The sequence below is a fragment of the Hydrogenophaga sp. GW823-FHT04C09 genome (assembly GCF_058796355.1).
In genome coordinates this window covers 178437-194274 of the sequence record NZ_JBXAIO010000010.1, presented here as the reverse complement: position 1 = coordinate 194274, position 15838 = coordinate 178437, and the positions used below count along the sequence as shown (strand labels likewise).

Here is a 15838-nt window from a genome sequence, read left to right as displayed (position 1 = left end):
GCGGCGGGAGAGCAGAGCGACGGGATCGGGCAGGTGAACGTGGCGGTGACGCAGCTGGACCAGATGACGCAGCAGAATGCGGCTCTGGTGGAGGAGAGCGCGGCCGCGGCCGAGAGCCTCAAGGACCAGGCCCGGCGCCTGGCCGGTGTCGTGCAGGTGTTCCGGCTCGCGCCGGCCTGAGCGCGTCAGCCCAGCGCGAGCGTGAGCGCCGCGAGCGCGGCCGTCTCGGCGCGCAGCACGCGCGGCCCAAGCGTGACAGGCAGGAATCCGGCCGCGCGGGCCAGCGCATCTTCGCTCGGGCTCAGGCCCCCTTCGGGGCCGCTGAGGAAGCAGACCGGCGCCTGGGCCGGTGCCTGTGCCAAGGCGTTCGCCAGCGGCTGCGTGCCTTCGGCCAGCGAGAGCAGGCAGCGCAGCGAGGGGGTTGCCGCATCGGCGGGCGCAAGCGCCTTCAGCCATGAAGCGAAGTCGCTCACCGGGTGCACCGTGGGCACGCGGTTGCCGCCGCACTGTTCACATGCCGCCACCGCCACCGATTGCCAGTGCGCCTGTTTTTTTGTCGCACGTTCGCCACTCAAGCGCAGCACACTGTGCGAGGTGTGCAGCGGCTGCAGGCTGGCCACGCCGAGTTCAGCGGCTTTCTCCACCAGCCAGTCCATGCGCTCGTTGGCCGGCATGCCCAGCGCCAGGTGCACCGCGCGGGCGGGCTCGCGTTCGGTGGCGTGGTGCGCGCCGAGCACTACCTCCACGTCGCTGCGGCCCATGCGGGTGATGGTGGCGTCCCACTCGCCGCCCTGGCCGTTGAACAGCGTGATGATCTGACCGGGTTGCAGGCGCAACACCTGCACATGGCGCGCCGCGGCGGCGGGCAGCGCAAGGGGCTGGCCCTCGAGCAGTGGCGCCGGGCAGTGGAAGCGCGGCATGCTCAGACGCGCCCGAAGGCGTAGCCGGAGGCGGCCTGCAGGCCTTCGATCTCGTCGAGCATCTTCAGGAACGGGCCGAGCGCGCGGTAACGGTGCGCCGTGTGTCGGATGTAGCCGATGAAGCGCGGCGCGTCGGCCAGGTACTTGGGTTTGCCGTCGCGCAGGGTGAGGCGCGCGAAGATGCCGGCCACCTTCAGGTGGCGCTGCAGGCCCATCCACTCCACGCCCCGGTAGAAAGCGCCGAAGTCGCTGTGCCAGTCCTCGAAGTCCATCAGGCCGGCCGCGCGCGCCTTTTCCCAGTAGCGCACGGTGACGTCGATCACGAAGTCCTCGTCCCAGCTCAGGAAGGCGTCGCGCATCAGGCTTGCCACGTCGTAGGTGATGGGGCCGTGTACCGCGTCCTGGAAGTCGAGCACGCCGAGCTGGCGCGCGGGTGTATCACCGGGTTGCAGCGGCAACATGAGGTTGCGCGGCATGAAGTCGCGGTGCACGTAGACCTGTGGCGCCGCGAGGTTGTGCGCGACGATGGTGTCGAAGGTCTTCTGCAGTGTCTGCGCCTGCGTGGCATCGAGCGCGAGGCCTTTGTGCTGCGCCAAGTACCAGTCGGGAAAGAGCTGCAGCTCGCGGCGCAGCGGGGCGTCGTTGTAGGGCGGCAGCACACCGGGTTTGGAGGCCAGCTGCCAGGCCAGCAGCGCGTCCAGCGCCTGCATGTAGCGCGCGTGGTTGGCCTGCGGCCTCTCGGCGTCGATGCCGTCGAGCATGGTCTGGTGGCCGAGGTCGCTCAGCAACATGAAGCCCTGCGGTTCGTCCCAAGCCAGGATCTCGGGCACCAGCAGGCCGGCCTCGCGCAGCAGACCGGCCACGTGCACGAAGGGCTGGCAGTTCTCTTGCGCCGGTGGCGCGTCCATCACGATCAGGCTGCCGCCGGCTTGCGCGTCCAGGCGCAGGTAGCGGCGAAAGCTCGCGTCGGCCGAGGCGGGGCGCAGGGTGCCGGGCAGCAGGCCCAGGCGGGCGGCCAGCGGCTGTATCCAGGCGTGAAAGGCGGCTTCCCGAACCGGATCGGCCCAGGTGACGGCGGGGTGGGACGGGCTCATGGAGGCGGGTGGTGGGACGTGGGTGGCCGTGCGACCTGTCCGGGTGTCGGGCAGTGGATAATCGCCCTTGATTCTACAAACCCCCTGCATCGCGGCGACTGGCCTCCGGGCCCGTTCTGGCAGCCGGACCACCGAATTCCACCCTTGAACCGCCGCACCGATCCGTTGCCCTCCAAGCGCCCGCACGGAGTCCTCGCCAACCCGCAATTCGTGGCGGCGCCTGTGGCGCGCGCGGTGCATGTGCTGCTGGCCGTGATGGCCTGGGGCGCGCTGTTCGTGCCCGGCGCCGTGCGCGCGCAGTCGGGCGATGGCGATGAAGCCACCGTGCACCTCAAGCCCAGCCGCCTGTTGCAGGAAAGTCTGCCGGAGGACGCGCGCCAGCAGGCGCCGACCTTCGTCCGGGGCGATCGCATCGAAGGGCAGACCGACAGCGTCACCACCGTCGAGGGGAATGCCGAACTGCGCCGGCATGACACCGTGATCCGTGCCGATCGGCTGGAATTCGACCAGCGCGACAGCGAGGCCAAGGCCACCGGCAACGTGCTGATCAACCGCAATGGCGATCGTTTCGAAGGTCCCGAGCTGCAGATCAACGTGGACACCTTCAAAGGCCAGTTCCAAAAACCCAATTTCACACTGCTCCAGAACGAAGGCAAGGGGGATGCCAGCCGGCTCGACTTCCTGGGCGAGGACCATGCGACAGCGCACCAGGCCCGCTACTCTACCTGCCCGCGCACGCCAGGCGCCGACTGGATGCCCGCCTGGCTGGTCCGGGCCACGCGCATCGATTTCGACAATGTGGAGGAGATGGGCACCGCCACCGGGGGGGTGCTGGAGTTCAAGGGCGTCCCCGTTCTGGCGGCTCCTTATTTCACTTTTCCGCTGACCGACAAGCGCAAGTCAGGTCTGTTGCCACCGACACTGAACCTGGACAACATCAACGGGCTTGAGCTCACGCTGCCCTATTACCTCAACATCGCGCCCAACCTCGATGCCACGATCTACCCGACGCTGATGAGCAAGCGTGGCCTGGAGCTGGGTGCCGAGGTGCGCTACCTGCAGCCGAGCTACTCGGGGCAGGTGCGCGGTTCATTCCTGCCATCCGACCCCCTGCGCGACGCGGATCGCTGGGGCTATTCGCTGCAGCACTACCAGAATCTCAGCAGCACTGGTCTTGGACTCGGCGGGACATCGGCCGTGACGCTCAACCTCAACCGAGTGAGCGACAACGACTATTGGCGAGACTTCCCGCGTGCCACCTCCTCGCTGACCACGCGTTTGCTCGGCAGTGACGTGTCCTACGGCTGGTACCGGGGCCCTTGGGCGTTTTCCGCCGGCATGTATCGGTGGCAGACCCTGCAGGACGTCCAGTCCCCGATCACCCCTCCCTACGATCGCCTGCCCTCTCTCTCGCTGCGCTACGCCCGCAGCGACGGGCAAATCGCAGGGGTGAACGACTGGAACTATTCTGTGCTGACGGAGTACACGCGTTTCGAGTCCGACCCCCTGCTTACCCGCCAGACCAACGGCTCGCGCTCGCTGGCGATCGCCGAGTTGAGCCGCCGCTGGGAGGCACCGGGTTGGTTCTTCAAACCGCGCGCGCAGCTGCACACCACGCAATACCAATTCGACAGTCCTCTGGCCGATGGCTCGCGCACCGCTTCGCGCGTGCTGCCCACGGTCAGCCTGGACAGCGGGCTCATCTTTGAGCGCGACACGAGCTATTTTGGCCGCGCGTTCGTTCAGACGCTGGAGCCGCGCGCCTTCTTCACCTGGACGCCCTACCGCGATCAGCGCCTGCTGCCCAATTACGATTCCGCTGCGAACGACTTCAATTTCGCGACCATCTTCTCGGAGAACGTGTTCGGCGGCAACGATCGCATCTCGGACACGCGCGCCTTCACCGTGGGCGCGAGTTCGCGCCTGCTCGATCCGGATTCCGGCGCCGAGATCGTGCGCGTCGGGCTGGCCCAGCGTTACCTGATCCGCGACCAGAACGTCTTCCTGCCCAACACCAGTGCCCTGTCGGGTGGCGCGCCGGTGACCGATCGCCTGAGCGATATCCTGCTGGCCACGCGCGTGCAGTGGACGCCGCGCTGGACCGTCGACACCAATTTCCAGTACAGCCCGGGTGCACGCGAGTCGGTGCGCACCACGCTGGGTGTGCGCTACATGCCCAGCCGCTACCGCGTGTTCAGCGCGGCCTACCGCGTGCAGCGCGGCAGCAGCGAGCAGTACGACTTCGGCTGGCAGTGGCCGCTCAACGACCTATGGGAGACCCCCGCGAAAACCGGCGTGCCGGGCCGTGGCCTGGGCGCGGGCCAGTGGTACAGCGTGGGCCGCATCAACTACAGCGTGCCCGACCGCAAGGTGGTCGATCTGGTGGCGGGCTTTGAGTACGATGCCGGTTGCTGGATCGGGCGCGTCGTGCTGGAGCGGCTGCAGCGCAGCGCCTCCTCCGCCAACCAGCGTATCCTGTTCCAGCTGGAGTTCTCCGGCTTCTCCCGCCTCGGCTCCAATCCGTTGAAGACGCTGAAGGACAACGTGCCGCGCTACCAATACCTGCGCGAAGAAATCAACCCGCCCAGCCGGTTCCAACAATATGACTGATCGCCACACCGCCCCCTCACGCCTGTCCACTTGGTTGTTGTGCCTGCCCCTGATGTGGGCCTGCACCGCCCAGGCGCAAGGCCTGCGGTCCTCAGGCCAGCTCAACCTGCCGCGCAGCACCGCAGCCGCCGCGCCGACCCAGCAGGGCACGGCCGATTTCATCGTTGCCCTGGTCAATTCCGAGCCGGTCACCAACAACGAGGTGCGCCAGCGCCTGTTGCGCGTGGAGCAGCAGATCGCCCAGGAAGGCACGGCCATGCCGGCGCGCGACGTGCTGGTGCGCGAGGTGCTGGAACAGATCATCAACGAGCGGGCGCAGACGCAACAGGCGAGCGAGCTCGGCATCACGGTCGACGAAGCCGCCGTCACGCAGGCCGAACAGGCCATCGCGGCGCAGAACCAGCTCAGCCCCGACGAGCTTCGGCGCCGCCTGGCGGCCGAAGGCATCGACATCAACCGCTTCCGCAACAACCTGCGCAACCAGATCCTGTTGCAGCGCGTGCAGGAACGCCAGGTTGATTCCCGCGTTCGCGTGACCGATGCGGACATCGACGACTTCATCCGCGAGCAGCGTGGCAACAACGACCTCGCGAGCCTGGAGCTCAACCTCGCCCACGTGCTGGTGGCGGTGCCCGAGGGCGCCACGCCCGAGCGCATCCAGGAACTGCAGGCCCGCGCGCAAGGGGTGGCCGATCGGGCCCGCGCCGGTGCTGACTTCGCCCAGCTCGCGCGCGAGTCGTCCGATGCGCCCGAGCGGGCCAACGGAGGCCTGTTCGGCATGCGCCCCGCCAATCGCCTGCCCACCCTGTTCGTGGACGCCACGCGCACGCTCAACGCGGGCGGCGTGGCCGGACCGTTGCGCAGCCCGGCCGGCTTTCACGTGCTCAAGGTGATCGAGAAAAAGCAGGCGGGCATGCCCGACGCCGTCGTCACGCAGACCCGGGCGCGCCACATCCTGCTGCGCACAGGGCCGCAGCTGAGCCAGGCGGACGCGGTCGCGCGGCTTGCCGGTTTCCGCCAGCAGATCGCCAGCGGCCAGGCCAACTTCGAAGCGCTTGCGCGCGAGCACAGCCAGGACGGCTCGGCCAGCCAGGGCGGCGACCTCGGATGGGCCGGGCCGGGTATGTTCGTGCCCGAGTTCGAGCAGGCCATGAACGCTTTGCGCCCGGGCGAGATGTCGGCACCGCTGGTGTCGCGTTTCGGGGTGCACCTGATCCGCGTCGACGAGCGCCGGCAGGCCACGCTCACGCAGCGCGAACAGCGCGACATGGTGCGCGGGCTGGCGCGTGAGAAGAAGCTCGAAGACGCCTTGCGGGTCTGGACGCAGGACACGCGCAGCCGGGCCTACGTCGAGTACCGCGACCCGCCGCAGCCGTGAGGCCATTGCCGCGCGGCGCGACGCCAGCCATCGCATGAAGCACATCGCCCGCAAGCGGTTCGGCCAGCACTTCCTGACCGACAGCGCCATCATCGATGCCATCGTGACCGCCATCGCGCCGGCGCCGGGCGACGCCATGGTCGAGATCGGGCCTGGCCTGGCCGCGCTCACGCAGCCCCTGGTGGAGCGCCTGGGCCGGTTGACGGTGATCGAACTCGACCGCGACTTGGCCGTGCGCCTGCGCGAGCACGGCCAGCTCGACGTGATCGAGTCGGACGTGCTCAAGGTGGACTTCAGCGCGCTGGCCCAGCGGCTGGACACCGAGCGGCGCCTGCGCGTGGTGGGCAACCTGCCCTACAACATCTCCACGCCCATCCTGTTCCACCTGCTCGACCACGTCGCGGTCGTGCAGGACCAGCACTTCATGCTGCAGAAAGAGGTGATCGACCGCATGGTGGCGCGCCCCGCCACGGCGGACTATGGCCGCCTGTCGGTGATGCTGCAGTGGCGCTACGCGATGGACAACGTGCTGTTCGTGCCACCGGAGAGTTTCGACCCGCCTCCCCGGGTGGACAGCGCCATCGTGCGCATGGTGCCGCTGGCCGCGCCGCCCGCGCTGGACGTGGCGCGCTATGGGGCGATGGTTCAGGTGGCGTTCAGCCAGCGCCGCAAGATCCTGCGCAACACCCTGGGCCGCTGGCTCGACGAACAAGGCTTCACGGGCGACTTCGACCTGCAACGCCGGGCCGAAGAGGTGCCGGTGAGCGAATACGTCGCGCTGGCGCAGGCCACCCCCGCGAAGGCATGAAAAAAGCCGCTGGGCTGCAGCGGCTTTTGGGCGAGCGGGACGACCGCGATCAGGCGGCGGCCAGCCAGTAACCCGCGTTGAACGGGCTGCTCATGCGCAGCGCCATCGGGCTCACGTCCAGAATCTTGTCGGTGGGCATGGGCTCGTCGGTCTGCACCTCGATCGGCTCTTCGCCCTTGGGCGCGCGCGCCACGGAGAACGAATAGAAGCAGCGGAACGGGATCTTGCGGTCCGACCAGTAATCGGCGGCGTCGCGGAAGATGTCGAGCAGCTGCTCGCGCGCTTCCTTGTCGAACTTGGCGTGCGCCGGAATGTGCTCCAGCACCACGATGAAGCCGGTTTGCGGGCCCGACTTGTGGACCATGTCGGTCATGCAGTCGTAGAGCGCGTCGAAGTTCTTGCCGAAGTGCGACGGCAAGGTGTACTGGGCAGCGATCAACTCCAACACGTCCTGCTTGCTCTGGGCCTTGGCCAGGTTGGCGTACAGGAAGTGATGCCCCAGGTGCTCGGCCGCGGCCTGCAGGTCTTTCACGCCATGGGCGCGAATCGACTGAACGATGTTGGGGCGTACGTTACGAAGTGGCGTGTCCATCTCCGCGTCTCTTTCTAAGGTCAAAGTTAAAAATCCGTTCACACCACCGAAGGTTCACTGCACGATCAGCCGAAAGCTGCTGTAGTGGTCTTCGGTGTAATAACACGCTTCAGGGGCCCGGGGCTTCAACCCGCCACACACGATCCGCCGGGCTCCCCGGTGGTTCAGACCCGGCGTGGGCACCGTGTATTCCCGGTAGTACCCGCGCTTCTCGCTGGGCAGAAGGCGTTCGCGGTTGCCGAACACCGAGCCGTCCTTGTCGTATCGGAAGGGCCCGCCTTGCCGGATCTGGTTCATCACGTCCTGACCTTGCGGCGGCAGTCCCGTGACCACCACCGACGCGGCACCCGGATCGGACCATGAAGCATTCGGGGCGCGGGCCTGCACCGCAATGGTGCCCAATACCGCCGCCAGAACGGCGGCGAGGGCCACTCCCCTGGCCTTCCCGACACGAGCCCGGATCTGTTTCAGACCCATGAAATTCCCAGCTCCTGAAGACATCAACCCGCCGCCAGCACCTTCTGAAAGCAATGCCAAAGCATTATTTTGCGTCGCACTGGAGGGCGGGTTAACCCTGAAATCCAAGCGCGCTAGTGTGCCTGAGCCGGGGGGAAAAAGCAAGCGCCTGCTGAAATATTCAGCAAATCTCCGCGCCGAGAATGTGTGTAAAAGTTAGCGCTTGCTTGTTTGGGAGGCGTCAACGCGAGACGTTGGCATCCGCCACGGTGAGGGCTGTCATGTTGACGATGCGACGCACGGTGGCGCTGGCGGTGAGGATGTGCACCGGTTTGTCGGCCCCCAGCAGCACCGGCCCGACCGCGATGTTGCCGCCCGCCGCGGTCTTGAGCAGGTTGTAGGCGATGTTGGCGGCATCGATGTTGGGCAGCACCAGCAGGTTGGCGGGGCCCTTCAGCGTGGAGTTGGGCATCAGGGTGTGGCGCGCGTTGGGGTCCAGTGCCACATCTCCGTGCATTTCGCCGTCGGCCTCCAGCCAGGGCGCCTGCTCGCGCAGCAGCGCCAGCGTGCGGCGCATCTTGATGGCGCTGGGTTCGTCGCTGGAGCCGAAGTTGGAGTGAGACAGCAGGGCCGCCTTGGGTTGCAGGCCGAAGCGCAGCATTTCCTCGGCCGCCATCACCGTGATCTCGCACAGCTCTTCGGGCGTGGGGTCGTAGTTGACGTGTGTGTCGACCAGGAACACCTGGCGGCCGGGCAGCATGAGGCCGTTCATGCAGGCGTAGATGCGCACGTCCTGGGCGGTGCTGGGGCTGCCGCCCTCGCGCTTGCCGATCACCTGGTCGATGTACTTCAGGTGGTGCTGGGTGGAGCCCCAGGTGCCGCAGATCAGGCCGTCCACCTCGCCCTTGTGCAGCAGCATGGCGCCGATCAGCGTGAGGCGCCGGCGCATCTCGATCTTGGCGAGCTGTTGGGTCACGCCCTTGCGCTCGGTCATGCGGTGGTAGGTCTGCCAGAAGTCGCGGTAGCGGTCGTCCTGCTCGACGTTGACGACGTCGTAGTCCAGCTCCTCGCGCAGGCGCAGGCCGAACTTCTCGATGCGCTGGGCGATGATGGCCGGGCGGCCGATCAGCGTGGGACGGGCCAGGCCTTCGTCCACCACGATCTGGCAGGCGCGCAGCACCCGTTCTTCTTCGCCTTCGGCGTAGGCCACGCGCTTGCGGGCCGCGGCCTTCGCCGCCGAGAAGATCGGCTTCATGATGGTGCCCGAGGCGAACACGAAGCTCTGCAGCTTCTCGCGGTAGGCCGCCATGTCGGGCACCGGCCGCTGGGCCACGCCGCTGTCGACGGCGGCCTGCGCCACGGCCGGCGCGATCTTCATCATCAGGCGCGGGTCGAACGGCTTGGGGATCAGGTACTCGGGACCGAAGGCCAGCTTCTCGCCGGCATAGGCCGCCGCGACCACCTCGCTCTGCTCGGCCTGCGCCAGCTCGGCAATGGCGTGCACCGCGGCGATCTCCATCTCATCGGTGATGGTGGAGGCGCCCGCGTCGAGCGCGCCGCGGAAGATGTAGGGGAAGCACAGGACGTTGTTGACCTGGTTCGGGTAGTCGGTGCGGCCCGTGGCCATGATGACGTCGTTGCGCACCGCGTGCGCGTCCTCGGGCGCGATCTCGGGATTCGGGTTGGCCAGCGCGAAGATCACCGGCTTGGCCGCCATCGACGCCACCATCTCGGGCTTGAGCACGCCGCCGGCCGAGAGGCCGAGGAACACATCGGCGCCGACGATCACTTCGGCGAGCTTGCGCTTGTCGGTCTTCTGCATGTACTGGCGCTTGTCGTCGTCCATGAGTTCCTCTCGGCCCTCATAGACCACCCCGGCCAGGTCGGTGACGAACACGTTCTCGCGCTTGAGCCCGACCTTGAGCAGCAGGTTCAGGCAGGCCAGCGCCGCCGCGCCCGCGCCCGAGGTCACCAGCTTGACCTGACCGATGTCCTTGCCCGCGACCTTCAGGCCGTTGAGCATCGCCGCCGCCACCGTGATGGCCGTGCCATGCTGGTCATCGTGGAACACGGGGATCTTCATGCGCTTGCGCAGTTCGCGCTCGACGTAGAAGCAGTCCGGTGCCTTGATGTCCTCGAGGTTGATCGCGCCGAAGGTCGGCTCCAGCGCGGCGATCACTTCGACCAGCTTCACCGGGTCCTTCTCGTTGATCTCGATGTCGAACACGTCGACACCGGCGAACTTCTTGAAGAGCACGCCCTTGCCTTCCATCACCGGCTTGGCCGCCAGCGGGCCGATGTCGCCCAGGCCGAGCACGGCGGTGCCGTTGGTGATGACCGCCACGAGGTTGCCGCGGGCGGTGTACTTGTAGGCGTTGACCGGGTTGGCCACGATCTCTTCGCAGGGCGCCGCCACACCGGGCGAGTAGGCCAGGGCGAGGTCGCGCTGGTTGGTGAGCTGCTTGGTGGCGGCGATCGACACCTTGCCGGGGACTGGGAACTCGTGGTATTCGAGGGCGGCTCGGCGCAGCTCGGCGCGCTTGTTCTCAGGGCTGTTTTCCATGCTCATGCTCTTGTCTCCAGCGGGTCGTTATCTTGCGATGCGGAAAGGAATTGCGCATTCTAAAGCGCCGGGCGGGAAAACCCTAGTGAGTGAAACCGCGTAAAGCGTTCGGGTGCCTGTGACTTTTCGGGAAGGAATGGCGAAGGCCAACACCACCAGCCGCAGTATGCGGCAGCGATTTCGCCCGATGCGGGCCGGGCAGGGAAAGTCAGGAGGGGGAAAGCCCTGCGGTGCTCAGGCCGCAGCGGCCTGGGCGGGCAGGGTGGTGGGGTGCAGCTGCAGGTGCACCACCGACTGGTGGGGTGTGCACTCCGACCACAGGGTGCGCGCGCAGGACTCGCACTGGCCGCACTGGGTGGCCACGCCCAGCTCGAGCTGGATGTCGTCGAATGCCATGCCGGACCGCGCACAACGTGCGATGGTCTGGTCACTGACTCGGTGGCAAACGCAAACGATCATGGGGCTGGGCGGGACGGAAAAAGGGTGGTTCAAGGTGAACGTGTGCGCAAATGATAATTGATCGTATTCAAAAGACCAAAAAAAGCCCCGCGAAAAGGCGGGGCTCTGTGGCAAGAAGGGAACGGCCTGGGGCGGGAGCGGTCAGCTGACCGAGCCCATCTGGCTCTGCAGGTAGTTCTGGATGCCCACCTTGTCCAGCAGGTCGATCTGGGTTTCCAGGAAGTCGATGTGCTCTTCCGTGTCGTCCAGGATCGTCTGCAGCAGGTCGCGCGAGACGTAGTCGCGCACCGATTCGCAGTGGGCGATGCCGTCCTTGATGGTCTTCTGCGCGCCGGTTTCCAGGCCCAGGTCGCTCTTGAGGATCTCGGGCACGTCCTCGCCGATGTGCAGCTTGCCCAGGTCCTGCAGGTTGGGCAGGCCGTCGAGCGTGAAGATGCGGTCCATGAGCTTGTCGGCGTGCTTCATTTCGCCGATCGACTCTTCGTATTCCTTGGCCGCCAGCTTGTCCAGGCCCCAGTGCTTGAGCATGCGGTAGTGGACGAAATACTGGTTGATGGCGGTGAGCTCGTTCTTGAGCTGCGCTTGCAGATGGGTGATGACTTGGGCGTCGCCTTTCATGGGACCACTCCTTTCGTTTTTGGTTGACAGGCGCGCATTGTGCGCGGAGCGCGCTATCAATTCAGTGCTGAGAATCGGTACGTCTTGCAAATGAGAATCGTTCGCATATAATCGATCCTCCAGCCAGCCCGCACCCGGCAGCCCGCCTGAGGTCGTGACGCCAGCCTTGTCCTCCACCCTCTGGATCCAGGTGCCGTCTTGACCCCCTTGCGCTCCCCCGTCTCCCTTTCCCTTTCTTCCCTGCGACTCAGCCCGCTCTGCCTGGCCTGCCTCGCCCTGCTGTCCGGTCCGGCCCTGGCCCAGACCGCGCCCCAGGCCACCCAGGTGGCTCAGGCATCCACCTTGCGCGAGTTGGTGGTGAGCGGCTCGCGCAGCGAGCGCGCGATCGAGGAGGTGCCCGCCAGCATCGACGTGATCACGGGCGAGGACCTCGACCCCGCGCGCGTGCAGGACATCCGCGACCTCGTGCGCGAGGTGCCCAACATGAGCGTGCGCCGCGCGCCGCAGCGCTTCGGCGGCGTCACCGGCTCGACCGGGCGCGATGGCAACGCGGGCTTCAACCTGCGGGGTCTCGAAGGCAACCGCGTGCTGCTCACGGTCGACGGCATCCGCGTGCCGCGCGAACTCTCCAGCGGCGTGTTCGGCTCGGCCTCGTTCGGCCGCGACTACTACGACCTGGGCCTGATCTCGCGCGTGGAAATCGTGCGGGGCGCGAACTCCGCGCTGTATGGTTCCGATGGCCTGGCCGGCATGGTCGCGATGTTCACCACCGAACCCAAGGACCTGCTCCAGCCGGGCAAGACCTTCGGTGGCCGCGTGGGGCTCAAGGCCGACAGCGAAGATGACAGCCGCGGCGTCGGTGTCACGCTGGTCGGCGCGCCGAACGACACGCTGCAATGGCTGGGCAGCGTGCAGGTCGGTCGCAGCGGCGAGCTGGACAACCAGGGCACCAACGAATCGCTCAACAGCACGCGCACCGCGCCCAACCCGCAGAAGGACAAGAACGTCTCGCTGCTGGGCAAGGTGGTGCTCACCCCCGGCGCGGGCCAGCGCCACACCCTCACGCTGGAACACGTGGACAAGTCGGGCGAGGTCGAGGCCTACACGGCCCGCGCGACCAGCATGGGCGTCACCACGCAGGACGTGGACGGCACCACCGACATGGAGCGCACGCGCCTGAGCTGGGACGGCCGCTTCAAGGTGAGCTCGGCCTGGGCCGACGAGTTGCGCGCCACCGTGGGCTACCAGCAGGCCGAATCGCAGGAGGTCTCGACCGAGCGGCGCAGCGCCGCGCCCACCTACCGCGTGCGCGACGTGACCTACACCGAGAAGCTCTGGCAAGGCGTGCTGCAGGCCGAGAAGGCCCGATCGCTGGGCGCCGACTGGGGGCAGAAGCTGGTCTACGGCGTGGACGTGTCGGTCGCGAAGATGGACAACATCGTCACCGGCGTGGGTGCGCCCGCCTACGAGAGCTACCCGCTCAAGCGCTTCCCGCCCACCAGCGAGACCAACACCGCGCTGTTCGTGCAGAGCGAGTTCGCCAGCGAGCGCTGGAGCATCATCCCGGCGCTGCGCTACGACCGTTTCGATCTCAAGGCCAAGGGCAGTCCGCTGTACCCGCTGCAGCCGGCCAGTCTGTCGGACTCGGCGCTCTCGCCCAAGCTGGGCGCGATCTTCCGCCCTGGCGCCGAGCTGAACCTGTTCGCCAACCTCGCGGCCGGCTTCAAGGCGCCGAGCGCGCTGCAGCTCAACAACTACTTCCAGAACACGCTCGCGAGCTACCGCACGATTCCCAACCCCAACCTCAAACCCGAGAGCAGCCGCACGCTGGAGCTCGGCGCGCGCGACAAGGTGGGTCCGGTGCAGTGGGAGGCCGCCGTGTTCACCGGCCGCTACAAGGACTTCATCGAAGAGCTCGTGGTGGTGGGCGGCCAGGCGGGCAACCCGCTCAACCCCCTGACCTACCAGGCCGTCAACCGCGGCCAGGTGCGCCTGAGCGGTTTCGAACTCAAGGGCAAGTTCGCGCTCGGCCCGGCCACCGACCTGCGCCTGGCCTATGGCCAGACCAAGGGCAAGGACACCCGCCTGGGCGCACCGCTGAACACGGTCAACCCGGCGCGCCTGCTGCTCGGCGTGGACCAGCGCGTGGGCGACTGGAAGCTGGGCGCCGTGGTCGCGCACACGATGAAGAAGTCCACCAGCGACATCAACTACGCCAACCTGGCCAACCAGTTTGCACCGCCTTCGTCCACCACGCTGGACCTGCGCGCGAGCTGGCAGGTCAGCAAGGCCACGCGGCTCAGCGCCGCGATCCACAACGTGACGGACCGCAAGTACTGGGAGTGGACCAACGTCGTCGGCGTGGCCGCGAACTCGCCCGTGCTCGACGCCTACACCGCGCCAGGCCGCAGCTTCTCGGTGGCGCTCGTCACCGACTTCTAGCCACCTCACAGGAGCCACCATGCCCGCCGCAGCCGACCACCACACCGAGACGACCGCCGACGAGGAGTACACCCTGCCCAGCGTGGAGGCCTTGCTCGCGGGCACCCTGGCGCTGATGACCGGCTACGCGCAGAGCGCGCGCGACTGCCCGCACCGCCCGTGCATGGCGCGCAAGCTGGTGTCCAACCTGCTGTACCTCTCGGCGCACCCGCAGCTCTCGCCGCCGATGCAGACCATGCTGGCCAACCTGCGCACGCGCTGGCAGCTCGAGCTGGAGCACACCGCCGAGGCCATGGCCGTCGAAGCCACGCCCACGCCCTTGTGGCACCCCGTTCCCGCCCGCGTGCAGTGACCGACCGACGCGCGCCGGCCCCACCCCACTTCCAGGAGAAGCACATGAATGCCCACGACATCCGAACCGCCTTCCAGGGCATGCGCGCCAGCGGCCTGCGGGCCAAGGAGGCCGCCGAAGCGCTGGGCCTGAGCGAAGGCGCGGCCATCGCCGCGCACCGCGGCGCGCACGGCGCGCCGCTGCAGGCCATCGCGCTCAAGCCCGACTGGCTGGGCCTGCTGCAGTCGCTCGAAGCCTGCGGCCCGTTGATGGCCCTCACGCGCAACGAGAGCGTGGTGCACGAGAAGACCGGCGTGTACCAGAAGGTCTCGGCCAGCGGGCCCGTGGGCCTGGCGCTGGGCGAGCAGATCGACTTGCGCCTGTTCTTCAACCAGTGGCACGCGGGCTTCGTGGTGGCCGAGGCGCTCAAGTCGCAGCCCGGCATGGGCACGCCCAGCCTGCAGTTCTTCGACCGCCACGGCGTGGCCGTGCACAAGATCTACGTGCGCGAGCAGACCGACCTGGCCGCGTGGCAGCGCGTGATCGCCGCGCACAGCGACGATCAGCGCGACATCGAATTCGTGGCGCGCGACACGGCCGGCACGGCCTCGCCCCAGCCCCTGGTGGACGCCAACGCGTTCGGCACCGCCTGGGGTGCGATGACCGACACGCACCAGTTCTTCCCGCTGCTCAAGCAGTTCGGCCTGGAGCGCCAGCAGGGCTTTCGCCTGGTCGAGGGCCGCTACACGCACCGCGTGGAAAAGGCGGCGGTGCGCGAGCTGTTGATGGAAGCGGCCTTCGATGGCACGCCCATCATGGTCTTCGTGGGCAGCCCGGGCTGCATCCAGATCCACACCGGGCCGGTGAAGCGCGTGGAGCCGATGGAGATCCAGGGCAAGGCCTGGCTCAACGTGCTCGACCCCGGCTTCAACCTGCACCTGCGCGAGGACCTGATCCAGGACGTGTGGGTGGTCGAGAAGCCGACCAGCGACGGCGTCGTCACCTCGGTGGAGGCCTTCGACGCGCGCGGTGAACTCATGGCCATGTTCTTCGGTGCGCGCAAGCCCGGCCAGAGCGAGCTGCAGGCCTGGCGCCACATCGTCGCGCACCTGCAGGCCGCCGCCGCGGGTCAGCCGAGCGGCGCGGTGACCGCATGAGCACCGCCGCCGCCGCCCTGCAGGCCGTCGAGATCAAGGCCTTCGTGCCGGCGAAGGACTTCGCGCTGTCCAAGCGCTTCTACGCCGACCTGGGCTTCACCCAGCGTTCCGAGGGTGGGGGCGTGGCGTACTTCTGCGTCGGCGACTGTCCCTTCCTGCTGCAGGACTTCTACGAACAGGCGCTGGCCGAGAACCTCGTCATGCACCTGCTGGTGACCGATGTGCACGCCTGGCGCGCGCACGTCGAGGCGCAGGACCTCGCGGGCCGTTACGGCGCGCGCATCACGCCGGTGACGGCGCAGCCCTGGGGCATCACCGAGTTCGTGGTGATCGACCCCTCGGGCGTGTGCTGGCACATCGGGCAGAACACGCCCGGCTTCGCGCCGGTGGGCCGTCTGCCCTGAACGCCT

General features: G+C 67.6%; 13 protein-coding genes and 2 pseudogenes. 8 read left to right on the top strand and 7 right to left on the bottom strand.

Annotation, left to right across the window (positions count from 1 at the left end):
• A pseudogene (locus tag AC1Q9M_RS23510) lies at window positions 1-180 on the top strand (methyl-accepting chemotaxis protein); the annotation flags it as partial.
• A gap of 5 nt (window positions 181-185) precedes the next feature.
• On the opposite strand, the gene AC1Q9M_RS23505 reads toward AC1Q9M_RS23510, so the two are convergent.
• Together AC1Q9M_RS23505 and AC1Q9M_RS23500 are read right to left on the bottom strand one after the other, a co-directional pair.
• Window positions 186-920, bottom strand: coding sequence for a 16S rRNA (uracil(1498)-N(3))-methyltransferase (locus AC1Q9M_RS23505; RefSeq protein WP_492436012.1), 735 nt, complete (start codon window positions 918-920; stop codon window positions 186-188).
• A gap of 2 nt (window positions 921-922) precedes the next feature.
• Window positions 923-2014, bottom strand: a complete 1092-nt coding sequence (locus AC1Q9M_RS23500) for an aminoglycoside phosphotransferase family protein (protein WP_492436010.1) — start codon at window positions 2012-2014, stop codon at window positions 923-925.
• 255 nt (window positions 2015-2269) lie between these two features.
• Between AC1Q9M_RS23500 and AC1Q9M_RS23495 the strand changes: the two genes are divergently transcribed.
• From AC1Q9M_RS23495 to rsmA, 3 genes are read left to right on the top strand one after another with little or no spacing between them, the layout of a single operon-like run.
• Window positions 2270-4624, top strand: coding sequence for an LPS-assembly protein LptD (locus tag AC1Q9M_RS23495; RefSeq protein WP_492436023.1), 2355 nt, complete (start codon window positions 2270-2272; stop codon window positions 4622-4624).
• A complete protein-coding gene (locus AC1Q9M_RS23490; RefSeq protein WP_492436008.1) occupies window positions 4617-6002 on the top strand; it encodes a peptidylprolyl isomerase in 1386 nt (461 codons plus the stop codon). Before AC1Q9M_RS23495 ends, AC1Q9M_RS23490 begins: the two co-directional genes overlap by 8 nt.
• A 34-nt stretch (window positions 6003-6036) precedes the next feature.
• Window positions 6037-6810 carry a 16S rRNA (adenine(1518)-N(6)/adenine(1519)-N(6))-dimethyltransferase RsmA gene (gene rsmA, locus AC1Q9M_RS23485; protein ID WP_492436006.1) on the top strand — a complete coding sequence of 258 codons (774 nt, stop codon included), beginning with the start codon at window positions 6037-6039 and terminating at the stop codon, window positions 6808-6810.
• Window positions 6811-7006: 196 nt separating this feature from the next.
• Here rsmA and AC1Q9M_RS23480 read toward each other — a convergent pair.
• The 5 genes and pseudogenes from AC1Q9M_RS23480 to bfr form a co-directional block, all read right to left on the bottom strand.
• Window positions 7007-7402 (bottom strand): annotated as a pseudogene (locus tag AC1Q9M_RS23480) (barstar family protein); the annotation flags it as partial.
• Between the two features lie 54 nt (window positions 7403-7456).
• Entirely contained in the window at window positions 7457-7879 is a 423-nt protein-coding gene (locus AC1Q9M_RS23475) for a guanyl-specific ribonuclease (protein ID WP_382152827.1), read from the bottom strand.
• A gap of 220 nt (window positions 7880-8099) precedes the next feature.
• Window positions 8100-10427 (bottom strand): NADP-dependent malic enzyme, encoded by a 2328-nt coding sequence (locus tag AC1Q9M_RS23470; protein ID WP_382322354.1) that lies wholly within the window; start codon window positions 10425-10427, stop codon window positions 8100-8102.
• A 228-nt stretch (window positions 10428-10655) separates the two neighbouring features.
• Window positions 10656-10880: a (2Fe-2S)-binding protein gene (locus AC1Q9M_RS23465; protein WP_444689004.1), complete on the bottom strand. Its 225-nt coding sequence runs from the start codon at window positions 10878-10880 to the stop codon at window positions 10656-10658.
• Between the two features lie 141 nt (window positions 10881-11021).
• Complete coding sequence (bfr, locus tag AC1Q9M_RS23460; protein ID WP_382152838.1) at window positions 11022-11498, bottom strand: bacterioferritin; 477 nt, start codon at window positions 11496-11498, stop codon at window positions 11022-11024.
• Window positions 11499-11696: 198 nt separating this feature from the next.
• Between bfr and AC1Q9M_RS23455 the strand changes: the two genes are divergently transcribed.
• The 4 genes from AC1Q9M_RS23455 to AC1Q9M_RS23440 are packed head-to-tail and all read left to right on the top strand — an operon-like array spanning window position 11697 to window position 15832.
• Window positions 11697-13940 carry a TonB-dependent hemoglobin/transferrin/lactoferrin family receptor gene (locus tag AC1Q9M_RS23455; RefSeq protein ID WP_492436003.1) on the top strand — a complete coding sequence of 748 codons (2244 nt, stop codon included), beginning with the start codon at window positions 11697-11699 and terminating at the stop codon, window positions 13938-13940.
• 19 nt (window positions 13941-13959) lie between these two features.
• On the top strand, window positions 13960-14292 hold the full coding sequence (locus tag AC1Q9M_RS23450; protein WP_382322351.1) for a hypothetical protein: 333 nt from the start codon (window positions 13960-13962) through the stop codon (window positions 14290-14292).
• A 44-nt stretch (window positions 14293-14336) separates the two neighbouring features.
• Window positions 14337-15428 (top strand): hemin-degrading factor, encoded by a 1092-nt coding sequence (locus AC1Q9M_RS23445; protein WP_382322350.1) that lies wholly within the window; start codon window positions 14337-14339, stop codon window positions 15426-15428.
• Window positions 15425-15832 carry a VOC family protein gene (locus tag AC1Q9M_RS23440; RefSeq protein WP_382322349.1) on the top strand — a complete coding sequence of 136 codons (408 nt, stop codon included), beginning with the start codon at window positions 15425-15427 and terminating at the stop codon, window positions 15830-15832. Before AC1Q9M_RS23445 ends, AC1Q9M_RS23440 begins: the two co-directional genes overlap by 4 nt.
• Window positions 15833-15838 lie beyond the last annotated feature (6 nt).